At 62.0% G+C, this 16,408-nt stretch carries 16 protein-coding genes; 13 read left to right on the forward strand and 3 right to left on the reverse strand.

Features of this window, described 5'->3' with window-relative positions:
- Position 1: 1 nt before the first annotated feature.
- Positions 2–1,615 carry an acyl-CoA dehydrogenase family protein gene (locus DEJ54_RS14025; RefSeq protein ID WP_204360903.1) on the forward strand — a complete coding sequence of 538 codons (1,614 nt, stop codon included), beginning with the start codon at positions 2–4 and terminating at the stop codon, positions 1,613–1,615.
- On the opposite strand, the gene DEJ54_RS14030 is transcribed toward DEJ54_RS14025, so the two are convergent.
- Positions 1,597–2,535 (reverse strand): AEC family transporter, encoded by a 939-nt coding sequence (locus DEJ54_RS14030; RefSeq protein WP_113155116.1) that lies wholly within the window; start codon positions 2,533–2,535, stop codon positions 1,597–1,599. The genes DEJ54_RS14025 and DEJ54_RS14030 overlap by 19 nt on opposite strands.
- A 165-nt stretch (positions 2,536–2,700) precedes the next feature.
- On the opposite strand from DEJ54_RS14030, the gene DEJ54_RS14035 reads away from it, so the two are divergent.
- Together DEJ54_RS14035 and DEJ54_RS14040 are read left to right on the forward strand one after the other, a co-directional pair.
- Positions 2,701–3,285, forward strand: a complete 585-nt coding sequence (locus tag DEJ54_RS14035; RefSeq protein WP_113155117.1) for a hypothetical protein — start codon at positions 2,701–2,703, stop codon at positions 3,283–3,285.
- Positions 3,285–3,617 carry a DUF6105 family protein gene (locus tag DEJ54_RS14040; RefSeq protein ID WP_113155118.1) on the forward strand — a complete coding sequence of 111 codons (333 nt, stop codon included), beginning with the start codon at positions 3,285–3,287 and terminating at the stop codon, positions 3,615–3,617. Before DEJ54_RS14035 ends, DEJ54_RS14040 begins: the two co-directional genes overlap by 1 nt.
- On the opposite strand, the gene ruvX is transcribed toward DEJ54_RS14040, so the two are convergent.
- Positions 3,563–4,048, reverse strand: a complete 486-nt coding sequence (gene ruvX / locus DEJ54_RS14045; RefSeq protein WP_113155119.1) for a Holliday junction resolvase RuvX — start codon at positions 4,046–4,048, stop codon at positions 3,563–3,565. The genes DEJ54_RS14040 and ruvX overlap by 55 nt on opposite strands.
- A gap of 222 nt (positions 4,049–4,270) precedes the next feature.
- Here ruvX and DEJ54_RS14050 point away from each other — a divergent pair, with 222 nt between their 5' ends.
- From DEJ54_RS14050 to DEJ54_RS14085, 8 genes are all read left to right on the forward strand, one after another.
- The gene (locus DEJ54_RS14050; RefSeq protein ID WP_113155120.1) at positions 4,271–4,978 is read left to right on the forward strand and encodes a metal-dependent hydrolase; all 708 of its coding nucleotides are present in this window, start codon (positions 4,271–4,273) and stop codon (positions 4,976–4,978) included.
- A gap of 167 nt (positions 4,979–5,145) precedes the next feature.
- Entirely contained in the window at positions 5,146–5,433 is a 288-nt protein-coding gene (gene gatC / locus DEJ54_RS14055; RefSeq protein ID WP_113155121.1) for an Asp-tRNA(Asn)/Glu-tRNA(Gln) amidotransferase subunit GatC, read from the forward strand.
- Between the two features lie 63 nt (positions 5,434–5,496).
- Positions 5,497–6,978, forward strand: a complete 1,482-nt coding sequence (gene gatA, locus DEJ54_RS14060; protein WP_113155122.1) for an Asp-tRNA(Asn)/Glu-tRNA(Gln) amidotransferase subunit GatA — start codon at positions 5,497–5,499, stop codon at positions 6,976–6,978.
- Positions 6,979–7,019: 41 nt separating this feature from the next.
- Positions 7,020–7,829, forward strand: coding sequence for a YdcF family protein (locus DEJ54_RS14065; RefSeq protein ID WP_113155123.1), 810 nt, complete (start codon positions 7,020–7,022; stop codon positions 7,827–7,829).
- Between the two features lie 589 nt (positions 7,830–8,418).
- Positions 8,419–9,819 (forward strand): L-serine ammonia-lyase, encoded by a 1,401-nt coding sequence (locus tag DEJ54_RS14070; RefSeq protein ID WP_113155124.1) that lies wholly within the window; start codon positions 8,419–8,421, stop codon positions 9,817–9,819.
- A 71-nt stretch (positions 9,820–9,890) separates the two neighbouring features.
- Entirely contained in the window at positions 9,891–10,325 is a 435-nt protein-coding gene (locus DEJ54_RS14075) for a DUF1489 family protein (protein ID WP_113155125.1), read from the forward strand.
- Between the two features lie 66 nt (positions 10,326–10,391).
- Positions 10,392–11,135, forward strand: a complete 744-nt coding sequence (locus DEJ54_RS14080) for a VWA domain-containing protein (protein WP_113155126.1) — start codon at positions 10,392–10,394, stop codon at positions 11,133–11,135.
- Positions 11,132–11,827: a DnaJ domain-containing protein gene (locus tag DEJ54_RS14085; protein WP_113155127.1), complete on the forward strand. Its 696-nt coding sequence runs from the start codon at positions 11,132–11,134 to the stop codon at positions 11,825–11,827. The genes DEJ54_RS14080 and DEJ54_RS14085 overlap by 4 nt, the downstream gene beginning before the upstream one ends.
- Positions 11,828–11,874: 47 nt before the next feature.
- Here the strand turns inward: DEJ54_RS14085 and DEJ54_RS14090 are convergent, their stop codons facing one another.
- Entirely contained in the window at positions 11,875–13,197 is a 1,323-nt protein-coding gene (locus tag DEJ54_RS14090; RefSeq protein ID WP_113155128.1) for a D-alanyl-D-alanine carboxypeptidase family protein, read from the reverse strand.
- Between the two features lie 368 nt (positions 13,198–13,565).
- Here DEJ54_RS14090 and clpS point away from each other — a divergent pair, with 368 nt between their 5' ends.
- Together clpS and clpA are read left to right on the forward strand one after the other, a co-directional pair.
- The gene (gene clpS, locus DEJ54_RS14095) at positions 13,566–13,916 is read left to right on the forward strand and encodes an ATP-dependent Clp protease adapter ClpS (protein WP_113156290.1); all 351 of its coding nucleotides are present in this window, start codon (positions 13,566–13,568) and stop codon (positions 13,914–13,916) included.
- A gap of 8 nt (positions 13,917–13,924) precedes the next feature.
- Entirely contained in the window at positions 13,925–16,384 is a 2,460-nt protein-coding gene (gene clpA, locus DEJ54_RS14100) for an ATP-dependent Clp protease ATP-binding subunit ClpA (protein WP_113155129.1), read from the forward strand.
- Positions 16,385–16,408: the final 24 nt, after the last annotated feature.

Below are 16,408 nucleotides of genomic sequence, written 5' to 3' on the forward strand. Positions count from 1 at the left end.
AATGAACCAGTCGCCTCCGATCGCCGGCACGAACGCCTGGCGCAGCGACCCCCTGCTGATGCAGGCGGCGGAGAATTTTTCCGAACCCGTGCGCAAGGATCTCGACACGCTTGGCCGTTTCGTGCGCAATCAGGAAGCGCTTGATCTGGCGCGGCTTGCAAATTCCGAAATTCCCCAGCTTCGCACCCATGACCGTTACGGAAACAGGCTTGATCTGGTGGAGTATCACCCGGCCTATCACGCGCTGATGCGGCGTTCTGCGGCGAACGGCCTGCATTCTTCCATCTGGGAAAAAACGGCATCCGAATCCGGCATGCGCCACCAGATTCGCGCGGCCCGCTTTTTCATGACGGCGCAGCTCGAGAGCGGGCATCTGTGCCCGCTGACCATGACCAATGCGTCACTGGCCGCGCTGATGGCCGACACATCGCTCTTCCGGCGCTGGGCGCCGCGCGTGGCGGTGCGCAAATACGATCACACCAGCAAGCCGCTTGCGCAAAAGGCCGGCATCACCATCGGCATGGGAATGACGGAAAAGCAGGGCGGAACGGATGTTCGGGCGAACACGTCGCGCGCCGAGCCGCTGGAAGGCAAGATCTACCGTCTGTCGGGCCACAAATGGTTCCTGTCCGCCCCCATGTCGGATGCGTTTCTCATGCTCGCACAGACGGACCGGGGGCTGTCATGCTTCCTCGTTCCGCGTCTTCTGGAAGACAATGCCGGCAACGGGCTGCGTCTTCAGCGCCTGAAGGACAAGCTTGGCAATCGCTCCAATGCGTCCGCCGAAGTGGAGTTCGACGGCACGATGGGCGAGCTCGTGGGCGAGCCGGGAGCCGGTGTGCGCACCATCATGGACATGGTCACGCTGACGCGGCTCGATTGCGCGCTCGGATCAGCGGGCATCATGCGGGCGAGCCTGGCAGAGGCGGTTCATCACGCGCGTCATCGTTCCGCCTTCGGAAAGACGCTGATCGAGCAGCCGCTCATGCTGCGCGTTCTGGCAGACATGGCGCTGGATGTGGCAGCGGCGACGGCGCTTTCCATGCGCCTTGCGCGCGCTTTCGACGAGGCTGCGGATCATCGCGGCGAGGCGGCCTTTGCCCGCGTGATGACGCCGGTCGTGAAATACTGGGTCTGCAAGCTTGCGCCAGCCGTCACCTATGAGGCGATGGAGTGTCTTGGCGGCAATGGCTATGTGGAGGAAGCGCCGCTTGCGCGCCATTACCGCGAAGCCCCGGTCAACGCGATCTGGGAAGGTTCTGGCAATGTGATGGGCCTCGATGTGCTGCGCGTGCTGGATCGCAATGCCGGGCTTTTTGACGATGTGCTGGGCATGATCGGCAATGATCTCGGCGAAAAGGGCGGCGCCACGCTTGAGGTGCTGGCGGCTGCGGCCCGCGTGTGCCAGACCGATGAAGGCTCTGCGCGCATCCTGACCGAGCAGCTGGCGCTTGCGGCAGCGGCTGCCGAACTGCGGCGCATGGGCGGCGGCCGGGTTGCAGACGCCTTCATCGAGACGCGTCTCGCCGGCCAGTGGCGCAGCACCTACGGCATGCTGGACGCGCGCCATGACGCGGCGTCCATTCTTGATGTGCTCTATCCGGAAACGAACTGAGAAACGAGCGTCAGAACCAGCGGGATCGTGAAGAAGGCGAGGGCGGTCTGTACCGTCGTGATGCTGGCGTAAAGCGGCGCGTCGCCGCCAAGCTGACGCGCCAGCAGAAACCCGTTCATGGCGGTGGGGACTGCGGCGCACAGGGCCAGATAGCTGAGTGCCGGCCCGGACACACCGAAGCCGAGCGCCACGGCAATCATCAAGACCGGGAAGAACAGAAGCTTCAGGAAGGATGAGATCCAGAGCGACGCGCCTGCGGCGCGAAAATCGTCCGTCTGCAGGCTGGCCCCGATGGTCAGCAGCCCCATGCCAAGCGCTGCCCGTCCGACCAGATCGAGCGTCTGGTTGAGCGGCGGGTAGAGATCAAAGGGCATGAAGCGCAGCAGGACTGCCGTCGCTGCCGCCAGGATCATCGGGTTGCGCGCGACATCCAGCATCACTTTGGAGAGCGAAGCGGTGCTGTCCGCAAAACGCGTCACCACAAAGACAGAGGCGATGTTGATCGGGATGATGATCGTCGCCATCACCAGCGCTACAACGGCTGCCCCCTCCGGCGGAAAGAGTTTTTGGGCCACCGCAAGCGCCATGAAACCGTTCCAGCGCACCGCCGTCTGAAAAACCGAGGAATATTGTGCGTGGCGCACGAGGCCGGTTGCGCGCAGCGCAGGCCAGAGCGCCAGAACGAGCGCAATGAAAGAGAGAACGGAGACGATCAGCGCGCCGAGCATCGCGTCCAGCCGAAGCTCGGAAAAGTCTGCGTTCGCGATGGTTATGAAAAGAAGCGACGGGTAGAGGAACCAGTAGCAGAGCTGTTCGAGTCCGGGCCATGTTTCATCATTGATCAGCGGCGTGCGGCGCAGCACATTGCCGGCGATGATCAGCAGGAAGATTGGCAGGATACTTTCAAAGATCGCGAACATGGAGAATCCGGCAGGCGAGAGGAAGCCTCATTAGCTAGTGGCCGGGGCTGCGCCTGTAAAGCGACGGCGCGATTGCGATGCTGTGAAAATTAACCTTAACAATTGGTAAGCGTTGCGGCGGTTTTTCCCGCAGTTCACTGTGGTTCGCATTCGAGAATGAGAGCCATGAATCGCACATTCGCAACCCTCCTGACGGTCTTCTGGACCATCACTTTCGCAGCCTCTGCCTGGGCGGCAGCGCTTGCTGACGGCGTTTTGATGCCCGTCGGTGCGTCGGCTGCCGCGGGGGCGTTGCAGCTTTCACATCTCCTTGGCCAGCTGGGCGTGGTGCTTGGAAACGCGCTCGTTGCGGTGCTGTTCCTGTGGACCTTCGTGGTGTCCGTGCTGGAAAAGGGGGAGACGCGGGAGACCGCGACCGTGGCGCAGCTTGCCTGCGCCGGCGCGCTTCTCATGCTGATCGTGGATGCGGTTCAGGCCGGCTTCGTCGCGGATGCGACGGCTCTGACGCCGACGGGAGCGGTGACGGTGAAATTCCTCGCCATCCTGGCAACCCATCTGGTGCTGCGTCGCCAAGAGCTTGCGGACAATGGCGCGGAGCAACAGCTTCAGCCGGCTCCGGTGAACCGATTCTCGGCGATGCGCCTTGTCGATGCCGCGCACGAAACCATGACCGCGCGCCTTGCTTCCCGGCTTGTCGCCCGCCGGGGCTTCCGATTCTCCCCACCCGCCAATGACGACAGGAGCCACTGATGCGTCTGCTGCTTATCTTATGGGCATTACCCATGGGCCTGTTCTGGGGATGGTACGGCCTGTCGTACAACGATCTGAACTTCGGCTTCACATTCCTGAGCCGGGACATGAATGATCTGCTGTTCAGGATTTACGGCAATATTCTCGGCATCGATCCGCAGGTGATTCCCGGCATGGTCGCGCGGGCCTGCGTGGTCGACTCGTTCATCCTTGCGGGCATCGTCGCGTTTCGTCGCCGGCGCGCAATCAAGGCGTGGTATCAGGACAAGCGCGCCGCCTACCGGGCCGGTGAAGCGGCCCCGGAAGCGCGCAGCCTGTCCAGCGCGCCCTGAAGGATGAAGGCGGCGGCGGCCGAATCGATCCGCTCCGCCCGTTTTTTGCGCGATACATCCATCTCCAGAAGCGCCCGCTCTGCGGCAACCGTCGACATGCGTTCGTCCCAGAAGGCGACGGGAAGGTCCGTCAGCCGCTCAAGATTGCGGATGAAGGCGCGCGTCGACTGCGCGCGCGGGCCTTCGGTGCCATCCATGTTGACCGGCAGGCCGATGACAATGCCGCCGACATTGTCGCGCTTGAACGCGGCAAGCAGCGCTTCGGCGTCCTGCGTGAATTTCTTGCGCATCACCACCTGACGCGGCGTCGCCAGCGACAGTCCGCGGTCGGAGACCGAAAGACCGATGGTCTTGGTGCCGAGGTCGAGCCCGGCCAGCGTCTGGCCCGCAGTGAGAAAAGCGGGGAGTTCCTGCAGGTCGACCACTGACAAAACTGTACACTCCGATTACGACTGTGGGATGGTTCTAGAGCAATTCCAGGGAAAGTGGAAACCGGTTTCCCGTCCGGAACTGCCTGAAAACAATGACTTGGCGACATTGTCGATTCCGCGGAACGACAAAGTGGTCTAATGACGCTGCAGCGGTTACACGAAAAGAAGTCGCTGCGCGACAGGTGTCGTTGAACGCGCCACATTCAGCAAGGAGTATTTCCCATGGACCTGACCTGGTACGGCCATTCCGCATTTCGCGTGGATGCAGGCGATGCGCGCATCCTGATCGATCCGTTCCTCAGCGGAAACCCTTCCTGGAACGATGGATGGGAAGGCCCGGCCGAGGGCGTGACGCATGTGATGCTCACCCACGGCCATGACGATCATATCGGCGATGCAGTCGAAATCCTGAAGAAGACCGGCGCGATGCTGGTCGCCAATTTTGAAATCTGCATGTTCCTTGTCGGCAAGGGGGTAGACCAGAACCGCATCAACCCCGGCAATCACGGCGGCACCGTCGATTGCGGCGGCTTCACCACCACATTCGTGAACGCGCTGCATTCCTCGTCGTCTGCAGGCGAGGGCGGGGCAAACACCTATCTGGGCAACCCCGCCGGTCTCGTCCTTCACTTCCCCGAGGACAAGACGCTCTATCATATGGGCGATACCGACATTTTCGGTGACATGGCGCTGATCCACGAACTCCATCAGCCTGAAATCGGTCTTGTGCCGGTCGGTGACCGGTTCACGATGGGCGGTGCCGTCGCGGCACTCGCCTGCCGCCGCTACTTCAAGTTCGATACCGTGCTGCCCTGCCATTTCGGGACATTCCCGATCATCGATCAGACGGCGCAGAAATTCATCGACGGCATGGAAGGCTCCGGCGTGACTGTGCCGGCGCTGAAGGTGGGCGAGACGATTTCGCTCTAAGGATCGGAGATGCATCGCGCATTGATGCACCGCGTATTCTGGAAATCGTTTCCGATTTTCAGGCCTTTCCTATAGCAATTCCGGTGCGCCGGAGCGCGTTGGCGGTTGCACGCCGCCCGCGCGCCGATTATAGCCGTGGCGCAGCCAATAAGCGCCTGGAGAGAACCATGTCCGTGGACATCGATACCGTGAAGCGTGTTGCGCGCCTTTCCCGCATTGCCGTTGACGATGCGGACGCAGAGCGCATGACAGGCGAACTGAACGCCATTCTCGGTTTCGTCGAGCAACTGAACGAAGTGAATGTCGAGGGCGTCGAGCCCATGACGTCTGTCATCCCGATGGCGATGAAGAAGCGTCAGGACGGCGTGACCGACGGCAACAAGGCCGACGACATCGTCGCCAATGCACCGGTTTCGGAGGACAATTTCTTCGTTGTCCCGAAAGTGGTCGAATAGAAGCCAGCATAAGCTTCCAAACCCATTTGCCCTGACCGGCCCCCGGATTTTCACGGATTTTCCATGACAGAGCTCACCAAACTCACCATTGCCGAGGCGCGCGAAAAGCTGGCTGCCAAGGCGTTCACCGCCACGGAGCTGACCGAGGCCTATCTTTCGGCCATCGACACGGCCAATGAAAAGCTCAACGCCTATGTCGCCGTCACCCACGACAAGGCGCGCGCCATGGCGAAGGCAAGCGATGAGCGGATCGCGAAGGGCGAGGCGGGCGCGCTGGAAGGCATTCCGCTCGGCATCAAGGACCTGTTCGCGACCGAAGACGTTCATACCCAGGCCTCCAGCCACATTCTCGACGGGTTCAAGCCGAAATACGAATCCACCGTGACGGCCAATCTGTGGGCCGATGGCGCGGTGATGCTCGGCAAGCTCAACATGGATGAGTTCGCCATGGGCTCGTCCAACGAGACCTCCTATTACGGTCCGGTCATCAACCCGTGGCGCGCCGAAGGCTCCAATGCCGATCTCGTGCCGGGCGGCTCTTCCGGCGGTTCGGCGGCAGCCGTTTCCGCCCTTCTGTGCGCCGGCGCAACTGCAACGGACACCGGCGGCTCCATCCGCCAGCCCGCAGCCTTCACCGGCACGGTCGGCATCAAGCCGACCTATGGCCGCTGTTCGCGCTGGGGCACGGTGGCCTTCGCCTCCTCACTCGATCAGGCAGGCCCGATTGCGCGCGATGTGCGCGACGCCGCGATCCTTCTGAAGTCCATGGCTTCGGTTGACGACAAGGACACGACGTCTGTCGATCTTCCGGTGCCGGATTACGAGGCCGCCATCGGCCAGTCGATCAAGGGCATGAAGATCGGCATTCCGCGCGAATACCGTCTCGACGGCATGCCGGAGGAAATCGAGGCACTGTGGAAGCAGGGCATTGACTGGATGCGCGATGCGGGCGCGGAGATCGTCGACATCTCGCTGCCGCACACGAAATATGCGCTGCCGGCCTATTACATCGTTGCGCCTGCCGAGGCGTCTTCCAACCTCGCGCGTTATGACGGCGTGCGTTATGGCCTGCGCGTGCCCGGCAAGGACATTGCCGACATGTATGAGCAGACCCGCGCCGCCGGTTTCGGCCGCGAGGTCAAGCGCCGCATCATGATCGGCACCTATGTGCTGTCGGCTGGCTATTACGACGCCTATTACCTCAAGGCGCAGAAGGTTCGCACGCTCATCAAGCGCGACTTCGAGCAGGTCTTCGATCAGGGCGTCGACGCGATCCTGACGCCGGCAACGCCGTCGGCCGCTTTCGGCATCGCCGATCAGGAAATGGCGTCCGATCCGGTCAAGATGTATCTGAACGACATCTTCACCGTGACGGTGAACATGGCGGGCCTGCCCGGCATCGCCGTGCCCGCCGGTCTTGACGCGAAGGGCCTGCCGCTCGGCCTCCAGCTCATCGGCAAGCCGTTTGAAGAAGAAACGCTGTTCCGCACAGCACATGTGATCGAACAGGCCGCAGGCCGTTTCGCACCGAACAAGTGGTGGTAATGCCCATGGCGCGGCTCGCTTCCTGAGAGAAAGGCCGCGTCATGTTCCATTTCGTCTCCGCGATTGGCTGGCTGTTCCTGCAGCCGCTCGGCCTTGCCGCGATCCTGATTGCGGTTTCGGTGGTCACCGCCTTTTTTGGCTGGCGCCGCCTGTCCATGACGGCAGGCGGCCTTTCTTTTATCGTTCTCTTTCTGTCGGCCTGGACGACGCTCGGCGCGCTTCTTCTCGGACCGCTCGAAGACCGCTTCCAGAAGCCCGACCCCGTGCCTGAGACGGTTCACGGCATCGTCGTTCTGGGCGGCGGGCTGGAAGGCTCCATCAACAGTGCGCGCGGCGGCCACGAACTGAATGCCAGCGGCGACCGTTTCGTTGAGACCGCCATTCTGGCGCGCCGCTTCCCGCAGGCGAAAATCCTGATTTCTGGCGGACAGGGAGCCGTTTTCCTGGCCGGTGAGGGCGACGCGGATACGGCGCCGCGTCTGCTGACGGCGCTTGGCGTCGATCCGGAACGCCTGATTCTGGAGAACCGCTCACGCGATACCTATGAGAATGCGCGCTTCTCCAGCGAGATGGTGCAACCGGCCGAAGGCGAGACATGGCTGCTCGTCACATCCGCGTTTCACATGCCGCGCGCGGTGGGCGTGTTCCGCAAGGCGGGGTTCCCGGTGACGCCGTGGCCGGTCGACTACAAGACCGCCGGCAATGAGAAGCCCGGCCTTGCCGAGGACAATGCGCTCGATTCCCTGCGCAATCTCACAGTGGGCATAAGGGAATGGCTGGGGCTCGCCGCCTACTGGTTCGCAGGCAGAACAGACGTGTTTTTGCCGGCTTCCGATACACGCACAGACTGAGTTTCGGACCGGCTTTCCCTGTCTGATGGTGCGGTGCAGCAATATTGTCCTTTTTTGGTCGCATGTATTGAAAATTCCTTTATGTGCGCAAGTGCCTGATTAGACACGGAAAGCCCCGTTTTCTGCGGGTTTGTAACAGTTCAAATGCCGTCATTTTGCCGTTTTTGGACTTGCGGAAGCATGTGCTTAGGAGTATCTCCCGCCGTCACGGATCGGCGGTCGGGATCATCCCGGTCGGAGATCGGATAACAAACGGGATATGCATGGACGATAGCGTTGAGAGATCCTGCTGGGGCGTAACCGCCAAGGCAGTGATCGGGCTTGCGGGAATCATCTTTCTGGCATGGCTCTTGATTGGCGCCGAGACGGCAGCGGTCGTAGCAACGGCAGGCTGAACAACCAGCAAAACCGCACAACATCGGTTCACAGAAGTTGAAGGGCGCAGCGCAATCGCTGCGCCCTTTGCTTGTTCAGGGAAATCGCCTACATCTTTCCTGTCGCGTTCACGCAAGCCCGTGCCGCGCGATAGCCCGCCACGGCAACTGATCGCTGGAATGCTTCCAGCGGTGAAATCCCGGAGCCTTCGCCCATGTTTCTTTCCGTTTTCGACCTGTTCAAGATCGGCATCGGACCGTCGAGTTCGCACACAATGGGGCCGATGACGGCGGCAGAGCGCTTTCTGGCGGAGATTGCAGGCGATGACTGGCCGCGGCCGGCAGGCAGCGAAGTGAACCGTCTGTCGGTCAGCCTGCATGGTTCGCTTGCATTCACGGGCATTGGGCACGGCACCGACCGCGCCGTGATCCTCGGTCTTGCGGGCTTCAACCCGCTGACGGTCGATCCGGATCGCATGGACGGGCAACTGGCCACCATCGCCGAGGAAAAGATGGTGCGGCCACAGGGCCATCCGGCCTATCGTTTCGATCCGCAAAGCGATCTTGTGCTCGACAAGAAGCAGCCGCTTCCCGGTCACGCCAATGGCATGGCCTTCAACGCCTATGATGCAGACGACCGCCTTCTTCTGCGGCGCATCTATTATTCGGTCGGTGGCGGCTTCGTCGTTTCCGAAGAGGAGCTTCAGACCCTCAAGGCCGAGAAGGCCGGGCCCGAGGGCAGCACTGTGCCATATCCGTTTGCCAACGGGCGCGAGATGCTGGCGATGGCGGCTGAGAGCGGGCTTTCCATTGCCGAGATGAAGCGCGCCAATGAGGAAGTGAAGATGGATCGCGCCGCGCTCGACGCGGGGCTCGACGAGATCTGGCAGGCGATGGATTCGTGCATCGAGCGCGGGCTTTCCCAGGACGGCATCATGCCCGGCGGGCTCAATGTGCGCCGCCGTGCGCGCCAGCTTCACGACCGGCTTGACGAGGACTGGCGTCAGAACCGGCCCAACCCGCTTGCCGCAAACGACTGGCTGGCGGTTTTCGCCATGGCGGTGAACGAGGAGAACGCCAGCGGTGGCCGTGTGGTCACCGCGCCGACCAATGGCGCGGCGGGCGTCGTACCGGCGGTCATGCGCTACTGGCAGAAATTCCACGTGGATGCGGACAAGAACGGCATCCGCGACTTCCTGCTGACGGCGGCGGCGATTGGCGGCATCGTCAAGCACAATGCCTCGATCTCCGGCGCAGAGGTGGGCTGCCAGGGCGAGGTGGGGTCTGCTTCGGCCATGGCGGCGGCCGGACTGGCAGCGGTTCTGGGCGGCACGCCGGAACAGGTGGAAAATGCGGCCGAGATCGCGCTGGAGCATCATCTGGGGATGACCTGCGATCCCGTGGCCGGGCTCGTTCAGGTGCCGTGCATCGAGCGCAATGCGCTGGGCTCGGTAAAGGCCGTGACCGCAGCATCGCTTGCGGTGAAGGGCGACGGAAAGCACTTCGTCTCGCTTGATGCCGCAGTCGAAACCATGCGCCAGACCGGCGTCGACATGAATGAACGCTACAAGGAGACCAGCCTTGGTGGTCTGGCGGTCAATGTGGTGGAGTGCTGAGCGACATTTCGCGCTGTGGAGAGCCGGCTATCGTGCTTGACCTTGGTGGAGCTGCGCCCGACATTTAGATCATGGCACTTAATCTCATAAAACTGTGCGTCGGCTGCGAAAGCGTCGAGCAATTGCAGGACTGGATCAGGCTGCGCACGCAGGAACAGCGGGCGCTGGGCGAACCGGCGGAGCAGTTTCACACGACCCGCATGGTGCCCAAGCGCGTTGAAGAGCTGACCGATGGCGGTTCGCTCTACTGGGTCATCAAGGGCACCGTGCAGTGCCGCCAGAAGCTCATCGATATCCGCCCGTTTCGCGATGCGGAAGGCGTGTCGCGCTGTCATCTGGTGCTGGAGCCGAAGCTTGTGCGCACGCAGTTTCAGCCGCGCCGCGCGTTTCAGGGCTGGCGCTATCTCGATCCCAAGGATGCGCCGGCCGATCTTGGCGCTGCGGGAGACGATGCAGAGATGCCGCCGGAACTGCGCCGCGAACTCACCGAACTCGGCTTGCTGTAAGCGCTGTTCTGGCGCAGGCTGCGGGATAGTCTTGCAACTGCTCTCAACGAGCCCATCTTTTTCATCATGAACGACAAGAAAACGCCTGCGCCGCGCCGCGTCGAATCGGACATCGCCAAAACCCGATCGTCATCGGGAGCGATTGATGCCTTCGTGCGCCATGCGCGTGCAGTCGCACCCGTGCGCGGCGGAGAAGCCGGCAGTGGCCGGCTCATTCTGGCGCTTGATGCGACGATGAGCCGGCAGCCCACCTGGGATCTGGCCTGCAAGCTGCAGGCCGAGATGTTCGATGCGGTGGGCAAGGCCGGTTCGCTCAACGTCCAGCTCGTCTATTTTCGCGGGTTTGGCGAAAGCCGCGCCTCGCGCTTCGTGCGCGACACGGATGCGCTCAAGACGCTGATGACGAAGATCGACTGCCGTGGCGGCCACACGCAGATCGGCAAGGTTCTGTCGCATGCGCTGAAGGAGACCGGACGCGAGAAGGTCAACGCGCTCGTCTATATCGGGGATGCGATGGAAGAGAGCGTGGATGACCTTGCCGAGAAGGCGGGCAGGCTGGGGCTGGGCGGCGTGCCGGTGTTCGTCTTCCAGGAAGGGCATGACCCGACAGCCGAACGCGCCTTCCGCGAGATCGCGCGGCTTTCCAAGGGCGCGTGGTTCCGGTTCGATGCGCGTGCGGCCGCAGAACTTGGCAAGCTCCTCTCAGCCGTCGCGGTCTATGCGACGGGCGGGCTCAAGGCATTAAGCGACCGCAACCGGCCCGAAGACCGCAGGATGCTGGAGCATCTGCGCGGCGGACGAGAGCGATGACCTATCCGTTTTTCTTCTTCGCGCTTGTCCTGCTCGTACTTCTGGCGGGCATGGCGTTTGTGAAGTCCAGCCCGCGCAGCATCGCAAACACGCTGCGGATCGCCGGGCCGGCGCTCATGGCGGTGGTCGGCGTGGTGATGCTTTTCATCGGAAGGGCGGGCCTGGGAGGAATGCTCCTGTCGGGCGCTGCCGCCTGGTATGGCTCTGGACGCCTCAAGATGGGGCAGAGCAAAACGCCTGGGCAAAGGTCCACCGTTCGTTCGGCAGCGCTCGAAATGGAGCTTGATCACGACAGCGGAGGATTATCCGGTGTGGTGCTTGCCGGCCGGCATGAAGGACGCCGGCTCGGCGAGATGACGCAGGATGAACTGCTTGATCTATACGCTGAACTTGCCAGCGACGAAGAGAGCCTGAGGCTCCTAGAAACCTACCTTGACGGAGAATTCCCCGCCTGGCGCGACAGCGCGGACACGCACGGAGACGCGGGGCAGGGACGTGCGGCGGGCACGGGCGCCATGACCAAGGAGGAGGCCTATGAGATCCTTGGTCTTGAACGCGGTGCGTCCGTTGCGCAGATCCGACAGGCTCACCGCCGCCTGATGCAGCGCCTGCATCCCGACATGGGAGGAACCTCTTCTCTTGCCGCCCGTATCAACGAGGCGCGCGACGTTCTGCTCTCCACTCACAACTGAACTCCCGGTGGGCAAGACACTTTCCTTGCTGTTCTTCAAACTGATTCTCACTGCTGCACCGCGTAGCAGGAGATGCTCTTTTTCTTCAGAGACGCACAGGCGCCCCAGGCGTCGGATTTGCTGTTGAAGCCGACGAAGCGGGCGCGGTGATAGACGACGCCGCCCTTTTCGAAGGTCTCGGTGATCGGAACGGCGCGGGCGAGAACACTGCCGGCCTTCTGTTCCGTCTGGGCGAGAACCATGAGGGCCTCATCCTCGGTGGGAAGCGACGCAACCTGAATGACCCAGCCACCCATGGAGGCGGTCTCGGTTGCCGCGGCATTGGTGGAGGCCGTCGGCATCGGGTCGACGGCTGCGACGGCAACACGCGGACGCGGAACGGCTGCGTTCACCGCGGCAGCTGCCTTGACGGGCGGCTCGGGCGCATAGGCGGTCAGGGTCTGCGGCTGCGCCTCGGGGCGATCGGTCGGAAGCGGAACATCGCTGCCGGGGATCATCGCGGCAAGTGCGGTGCGGGCGCCGCCGGGCGCCTTGGCGATCAGCATGCGGTCGCGACCGGTCGAACCCTTGTTCAGGTAGCGCTTGATGAGGTCGGCCATGTGCGCGTCACGGCTGCGGGAGGTGCGCCCGCCCATGACGACGGCAACGATGCTGCGGCCATTTGCCTGCACGGAGCTGGCGAGATTGAAGCCGGAAGCGCGCGTGTAGCCGGTCTTGATGCCGTCCACGCCCTTGACGCGACCGAGAAGCCGGTTGTGGTTGCCGTAACGGCGCTTCTTGTAGGTGAAGGAGCTGGTCTGGAAATAGCTGTAATACTGCGGGTAGTGCTCACGCAGCGCGATGCTGAGCTTCGCCATGTCGCGCGCAGTGGTCTTCTGCTTGCTGTTGGGCAGGCCATGCGCGTTCTTGAACGTGGTGCGGGACATGCCGAGCTTGCGGGCCTTGGCGGTCATCATGGAAGCGAATTTCGATTCCGATCCACCGAGGAACTCTGCCACTGCGGTTGCCACATCGTTTGCCGAACGGGTGACCAGCGCGCGGATCGCCTGGTCAACGGTCAGGCTGTCGCCGGGCTTGAGCGCGATGTTGGTCGGCGGCTCGGCTGCCGCGTTGCGCGAGACGGGAATGCGGGAATTCTTGGAAATGCGGCCACTCTCCATGGCTTCGAAAAGCATGTAAGCGGTCATCATCTTGGTGAGCGAGGCCGGATAACGCAGCGAATCGGCATTGGACTCATAGAGGACCTTGCCGGTTTTCGCGTCCATCACGATGCCCGCATATTTGGAGTTGGCCGAAGCCTGCCCAATCACACCGAATACCATGAGACATGAAAGAAAAAGTGCGGTGAGAATCTTGCCCGGGAGCCGCACAAGATTCGCTCTACCCAACAACGCCTGACGCACAACAACACCTATTTGCACCTGGTTTCAGGCCGCGGGGCATCCCAACCCACAGGCCCATTTCCCGAAACTTTAGTGCGAGCGGCGTTACCAATCCGTTTATGGTGACCCAAACGTTGACGGAATTTCTTAACATTGAAGCGAAATTGAGCCATTCCGCAGGGGAATTGGGGGTAGAGAATCGTCTATCCGTTTGATGGCGTAGTTTTGAACGTAAAAGCCCTCACGCCGTATTGTCAGGAACTGAGAAGGTCTTAAAATTGTCGGAAGGGTACCTACATGTCCTACGTAAGGGCTCGGCAAAGGGAATGGAATTTTTGAGCACCGGCAGCGAAGCCATGCAGCGTTACGATTGGCGATTGCAGGATGGTGAGGGAGATGGCGACGAGTCCGATCGCGGAACGGCTGTCATCACCCGCACGAAGACCAAGACAAAGAAGCCGAGTCTTTATCGTGTTCTGTTGTTGAATGACGATTATACGCCGATGGAGTTCGTCATTCATGTGCTTGAGCGGTTCTTCAGGAAGGACCGCGAGGCCGCGACGCGAATTATGCTGCACGTACACAATCACGGTGTTGGTGAATGTGGCGTGTTCACGTTCGAAGTGGCCGAGACCAAGGTAACGCAGGTGATGGACTTCGCCAGACAGCACCAGCATCCACTTCAATGCGTGATGGAAAAGAAATGAGGTTCTGAATGCCGGCTTTTTCCCAAGGCTTGGAGCGGGCTCTGCATCAGGCGCTCACATTTGCCAATGAGCGCCACCACGAATATGCGACGCTTGAGCACCTTCTCCTGGCGCTGATCGACGATACGGATGCCGCCGCTGTCATGCGCGCGTGCAATGTCGATCTCGATGCGCTCAAGGGGACCGTGGTCAAGTATATCGACAGCGAACTCGACAATCTCGTCACGGGCTACGACGAGGATTCCAAGCCCACCGCCGGATTCCAGCGGGTCATCCAGCGGGCGGTCATCCATGTGCAGTCTTCCGGTCGTGAAGAGGTGTCGGGCGCAAACGTGCTCGTGGCCATTTTCGCCGAGCGCGAGAGCCACGCCGCCTATTTCCTGCAGGAACAGCAGATGACGCGCTATGACGCCGTCAACTATATCAGCCATGGCATTGCCAAGCGGCCGGGCGGCTCGGAAGCGCGCACCCCGCGCGGGGCCGAGGACGATGATGCCGGTGCACCGGGCGCCGAGGCGGAAGAGGGCGCCAAAAAGAAACAGGCGCAGGACGCGCTGACGGCTTACTGCGTCAATCTGAATGACAAGGCGCGGGCCGGCCGCATCGATCCGCTGATCGGTCGCACGGCCGAGGTCAACCGCACCATCCAGGTCCTGTGCCGCCGCTCCAAGAACAATCCGCTCTATGTGGGCGATCCCGGCGTCGGCAAGACGGCGATTGCCGAAGGTCTCGCCAAGCGCATCGTCGAGGGCGATGTGCCGGATGTTCTGTCGGACGCCACCATTTTCGCGCTCGACATGGGCACGCTTCTGGCCGGCACGCGCTATCGTGGCGATTTCGAGGAACGCCTCAAGCAGGTGGTGAAGGAGCTTGAGGATTTCCCGGGCGCGGTTCTGTTCATCGACGAGATCCATACGGTTATCGGCGCGGGCGCAACGTCGGGCGGCGCGATGGATGCATCGAACCTCCTGAAGCCGGCCTTATCGTCCGGCTCGATCCGCTGCATCGGCTCGACCACCTACAAGGAGTTTCGACAGTTCTTCGAGAAGGACCGTGCGCTGGTGCGCCGCTTCCAGAAGATCGACGTCGCCGAACCCTCCGTTGAGGATGCCGTCGAGATCATGAAGGGGCTGAAGCCCTACTTCGAGGACTTCCACAAGGTTCGCTACACGAACGAGGCCGTAAAGGCCGCCGTGGAACTGTCGGCGCGTTACATCAACGACCGCAAGCTGCCGGACAAGGCCATCGACGTTCTGGACGAGACCGGGGCCTCGCAGAAACTTCTGCCGGAATCGAAGCGTCGCAAGACGATCAGCGTCAAGGAAATCGAAGCGACCATCGCCACCATGGCTCGCATTCCGCCGAAGACCGTTTCGGCCGATGACGAGAAGGTGCTGGCGACGCTCGAGGACGAGCTGAAGCGCGTTGTTTACGGTCAGGATGCCGCGATCACGGCGCTGTCGTCGGCGATCAAGCTGGCGCGGGCCGGTCTGCGCGAGCCTGAAAAGCCGATTGGCTCCTACCTGTTCTCCGGCCCCACGGGCGTCGGCAAGACGGAAGTTGCCAAGCAGCTCGCCGCGTCGCTGGGTGTCGAACTCCTGCGTTTCGACATGTCGGAATATATGGAGCGCCACACCGTGTCGCGCCTGATCGGCGCGCCGCCCGGCTATGTGGGCTTCGACCAGGGTGGCCTTCTGACCGATGGTGTCGATCAGCATCCGCATTGCGTGCTGTTACTCGACGAGATCGAGAAGGCGCATCCGGATCTGTTCAACATCCTGTTGCAGGTCATGGATCACGGCAAGCTGACGGACCACAACGGCAAGAGCATCGACTTCCGCAATGTCATCCTCATCATGACGACCAATGCGGGTGCGGCCGATCTCGCCAAGCCGGCCATTGGTTTTGGATCGACGAAGCGCGACAGCGACGACATGGAAGCGATCAACCGGCTGTTCACGCCGGAGTTCCGCAACCGTCTCGACGCGGTCATCCCGTTCGGCTCGCTGCCGGTTCCGGTCATTCACCAGGTGGTGCAGAAATTCGTCATGCAGCTCGAGGCGCAGCTCGCCGAGCGTCGCGTCACCTTCGACCTGTCGGATGACGCCATCGCCTGGCTGGCGGACAAGGGCTATGACGAGCGCATGGGCGCACGGCCGCTTGGCCGCGTGATCCAAGAGCACATCAAGAAGCCGCTGGCTGATGAAGTGCTGTTCGGCAAGCTCAAGAAGGGCGGCACGGTGCGTGTCAGCGTCGAGAAGGACGAGGCGGGCAAGAGCCACCTCAAACTCGACGCGCTTCCCGATGATGCACCGATCAAGCCGCGCGACGAGGTGCCCGAGAAGAAGGCGAAGCCGGCGGCCAAACGGACCCGCAAACCCAAGACGGCAGCGGCCAAGCCCAAGGCGCAGAAGCCCAAGGATCCGCCAAAGCGCAGCCTTGTGCCGCAATTGCCGCGCAAGGACTGACAGGCAGACCCGGTACTGACAGGC

It is taken from the genome of Nitratireductor sp. OM-1 (genome assembly GCF_003296175.1).
Taxonomy (GTDB): domain Bacteria; phylum Pseudomonadota; class Alphaproteobacteria; order Rhizobiales; family Rhizobiaceae; genus Nitratireductor; species Nitratireductor aquimarinus.

Excerpts from the sequence above, each read along its gene's own strand:
- DEJ54_RS14025 (WP_204360903.1), top strand. The coding sequence starts at position 2 with ATGAACCAGTCGCCTCCGATCGCCGGCACGAACGCCTGGCGCAGCGAC.
- DEJ54_RS14030 (WP_113155116.1), bottom strand. The coding sequence starts at position 2,535 with ATGTTCGCGATCTTTGAAAGTATCCTGCCAATCTTCCTGCTGATCATC.
- DEJ54_RS14035 (WP_113155117.1), top strand. The coding sequence starts at position 2,701 with ATGAATCGCACATTCGCAACCCTCCTGACGGTCTTCTGGACCATCACT.
- DEJ54_RS14040 (WP_113155118.1), top strand. The coding sequence starts at position 3,285 with ATGCGTCTGCTGCTTATCTTATGGGCATTACCCATGGGCCTGTTCTGG.
- DEJ54_RS14050 (WP_113155120.1), top strand. The coding sequence starts at position 4,271 with ATGGACCTGACCTGGTACGGCCATTCCGCATTTCGCGTGGATGCAGGC.
- gatC (WP_113155121.1), top strand. The coding sequence starts at position 5,146 with ATGTCCGTGGACATCGATACCGTGAAGCGTGTTGCGCGCCTTTCCCGC.
- gatA (WP_113155122.1), top strand. The coding sequence starts at position 5,497 with ATGACAGAGCTCACCAAACTCACCATTGCCGAGGCGCGCGAAAAGCTG.
- DEJ54_RS14065 (WP_113155123.1), top strand. The coding sequence starts at position 7,020 with ATGTTCCATTTCGTCTCCGCGATTGGCTGGCTGTTCCTGCAGCCGCTC.
- DEJ54_RS14070 (WP_113155124.1), top strand. The coding sequence starts at position 8,419 with ATGTTTCTTTCCGTTTTCGACCTGTTCAAGATCGGCATCGGACCGTCG.
- DEJ54_RS14075 (WP_113155125.1), top strand. The coding sequence starts at position 9,891 with ATGGCACTTAATCTCATAAAACTGTGCGTCGGCTGCGAAAGCGTCGAG.
- DEJ54_RS14080 (WP_113155126.1), top strand. The coding sequence starts at position 10,392 with ATGAACGACAAGAAAACGCCTGCGCCGCGCCGCGTCGAATCGGACATC.
- DEJ54_RS14085 (WP_113155127.1), top strand. The coding sequence starts at position 11,132 with ATGACCTATCCGTTTTTCTTCTTCGCGCTTGTCCTGCTCGTACTTCTG.
- clpS (WP_113156290.1), top strand. The coding sequence starts at position 13,566 with ATGCAGCGTTACGATTGGCGATTGCAGGATGGTGAGGGAGATGGCGAC.
- clpA (WP_113155129.1), top strand. The coding sequence starts at position 13,925 with ATGCCGGCTTTTTCCCAAGGCTTGGAGCGGGCTCTGCATCAGGCGCTC.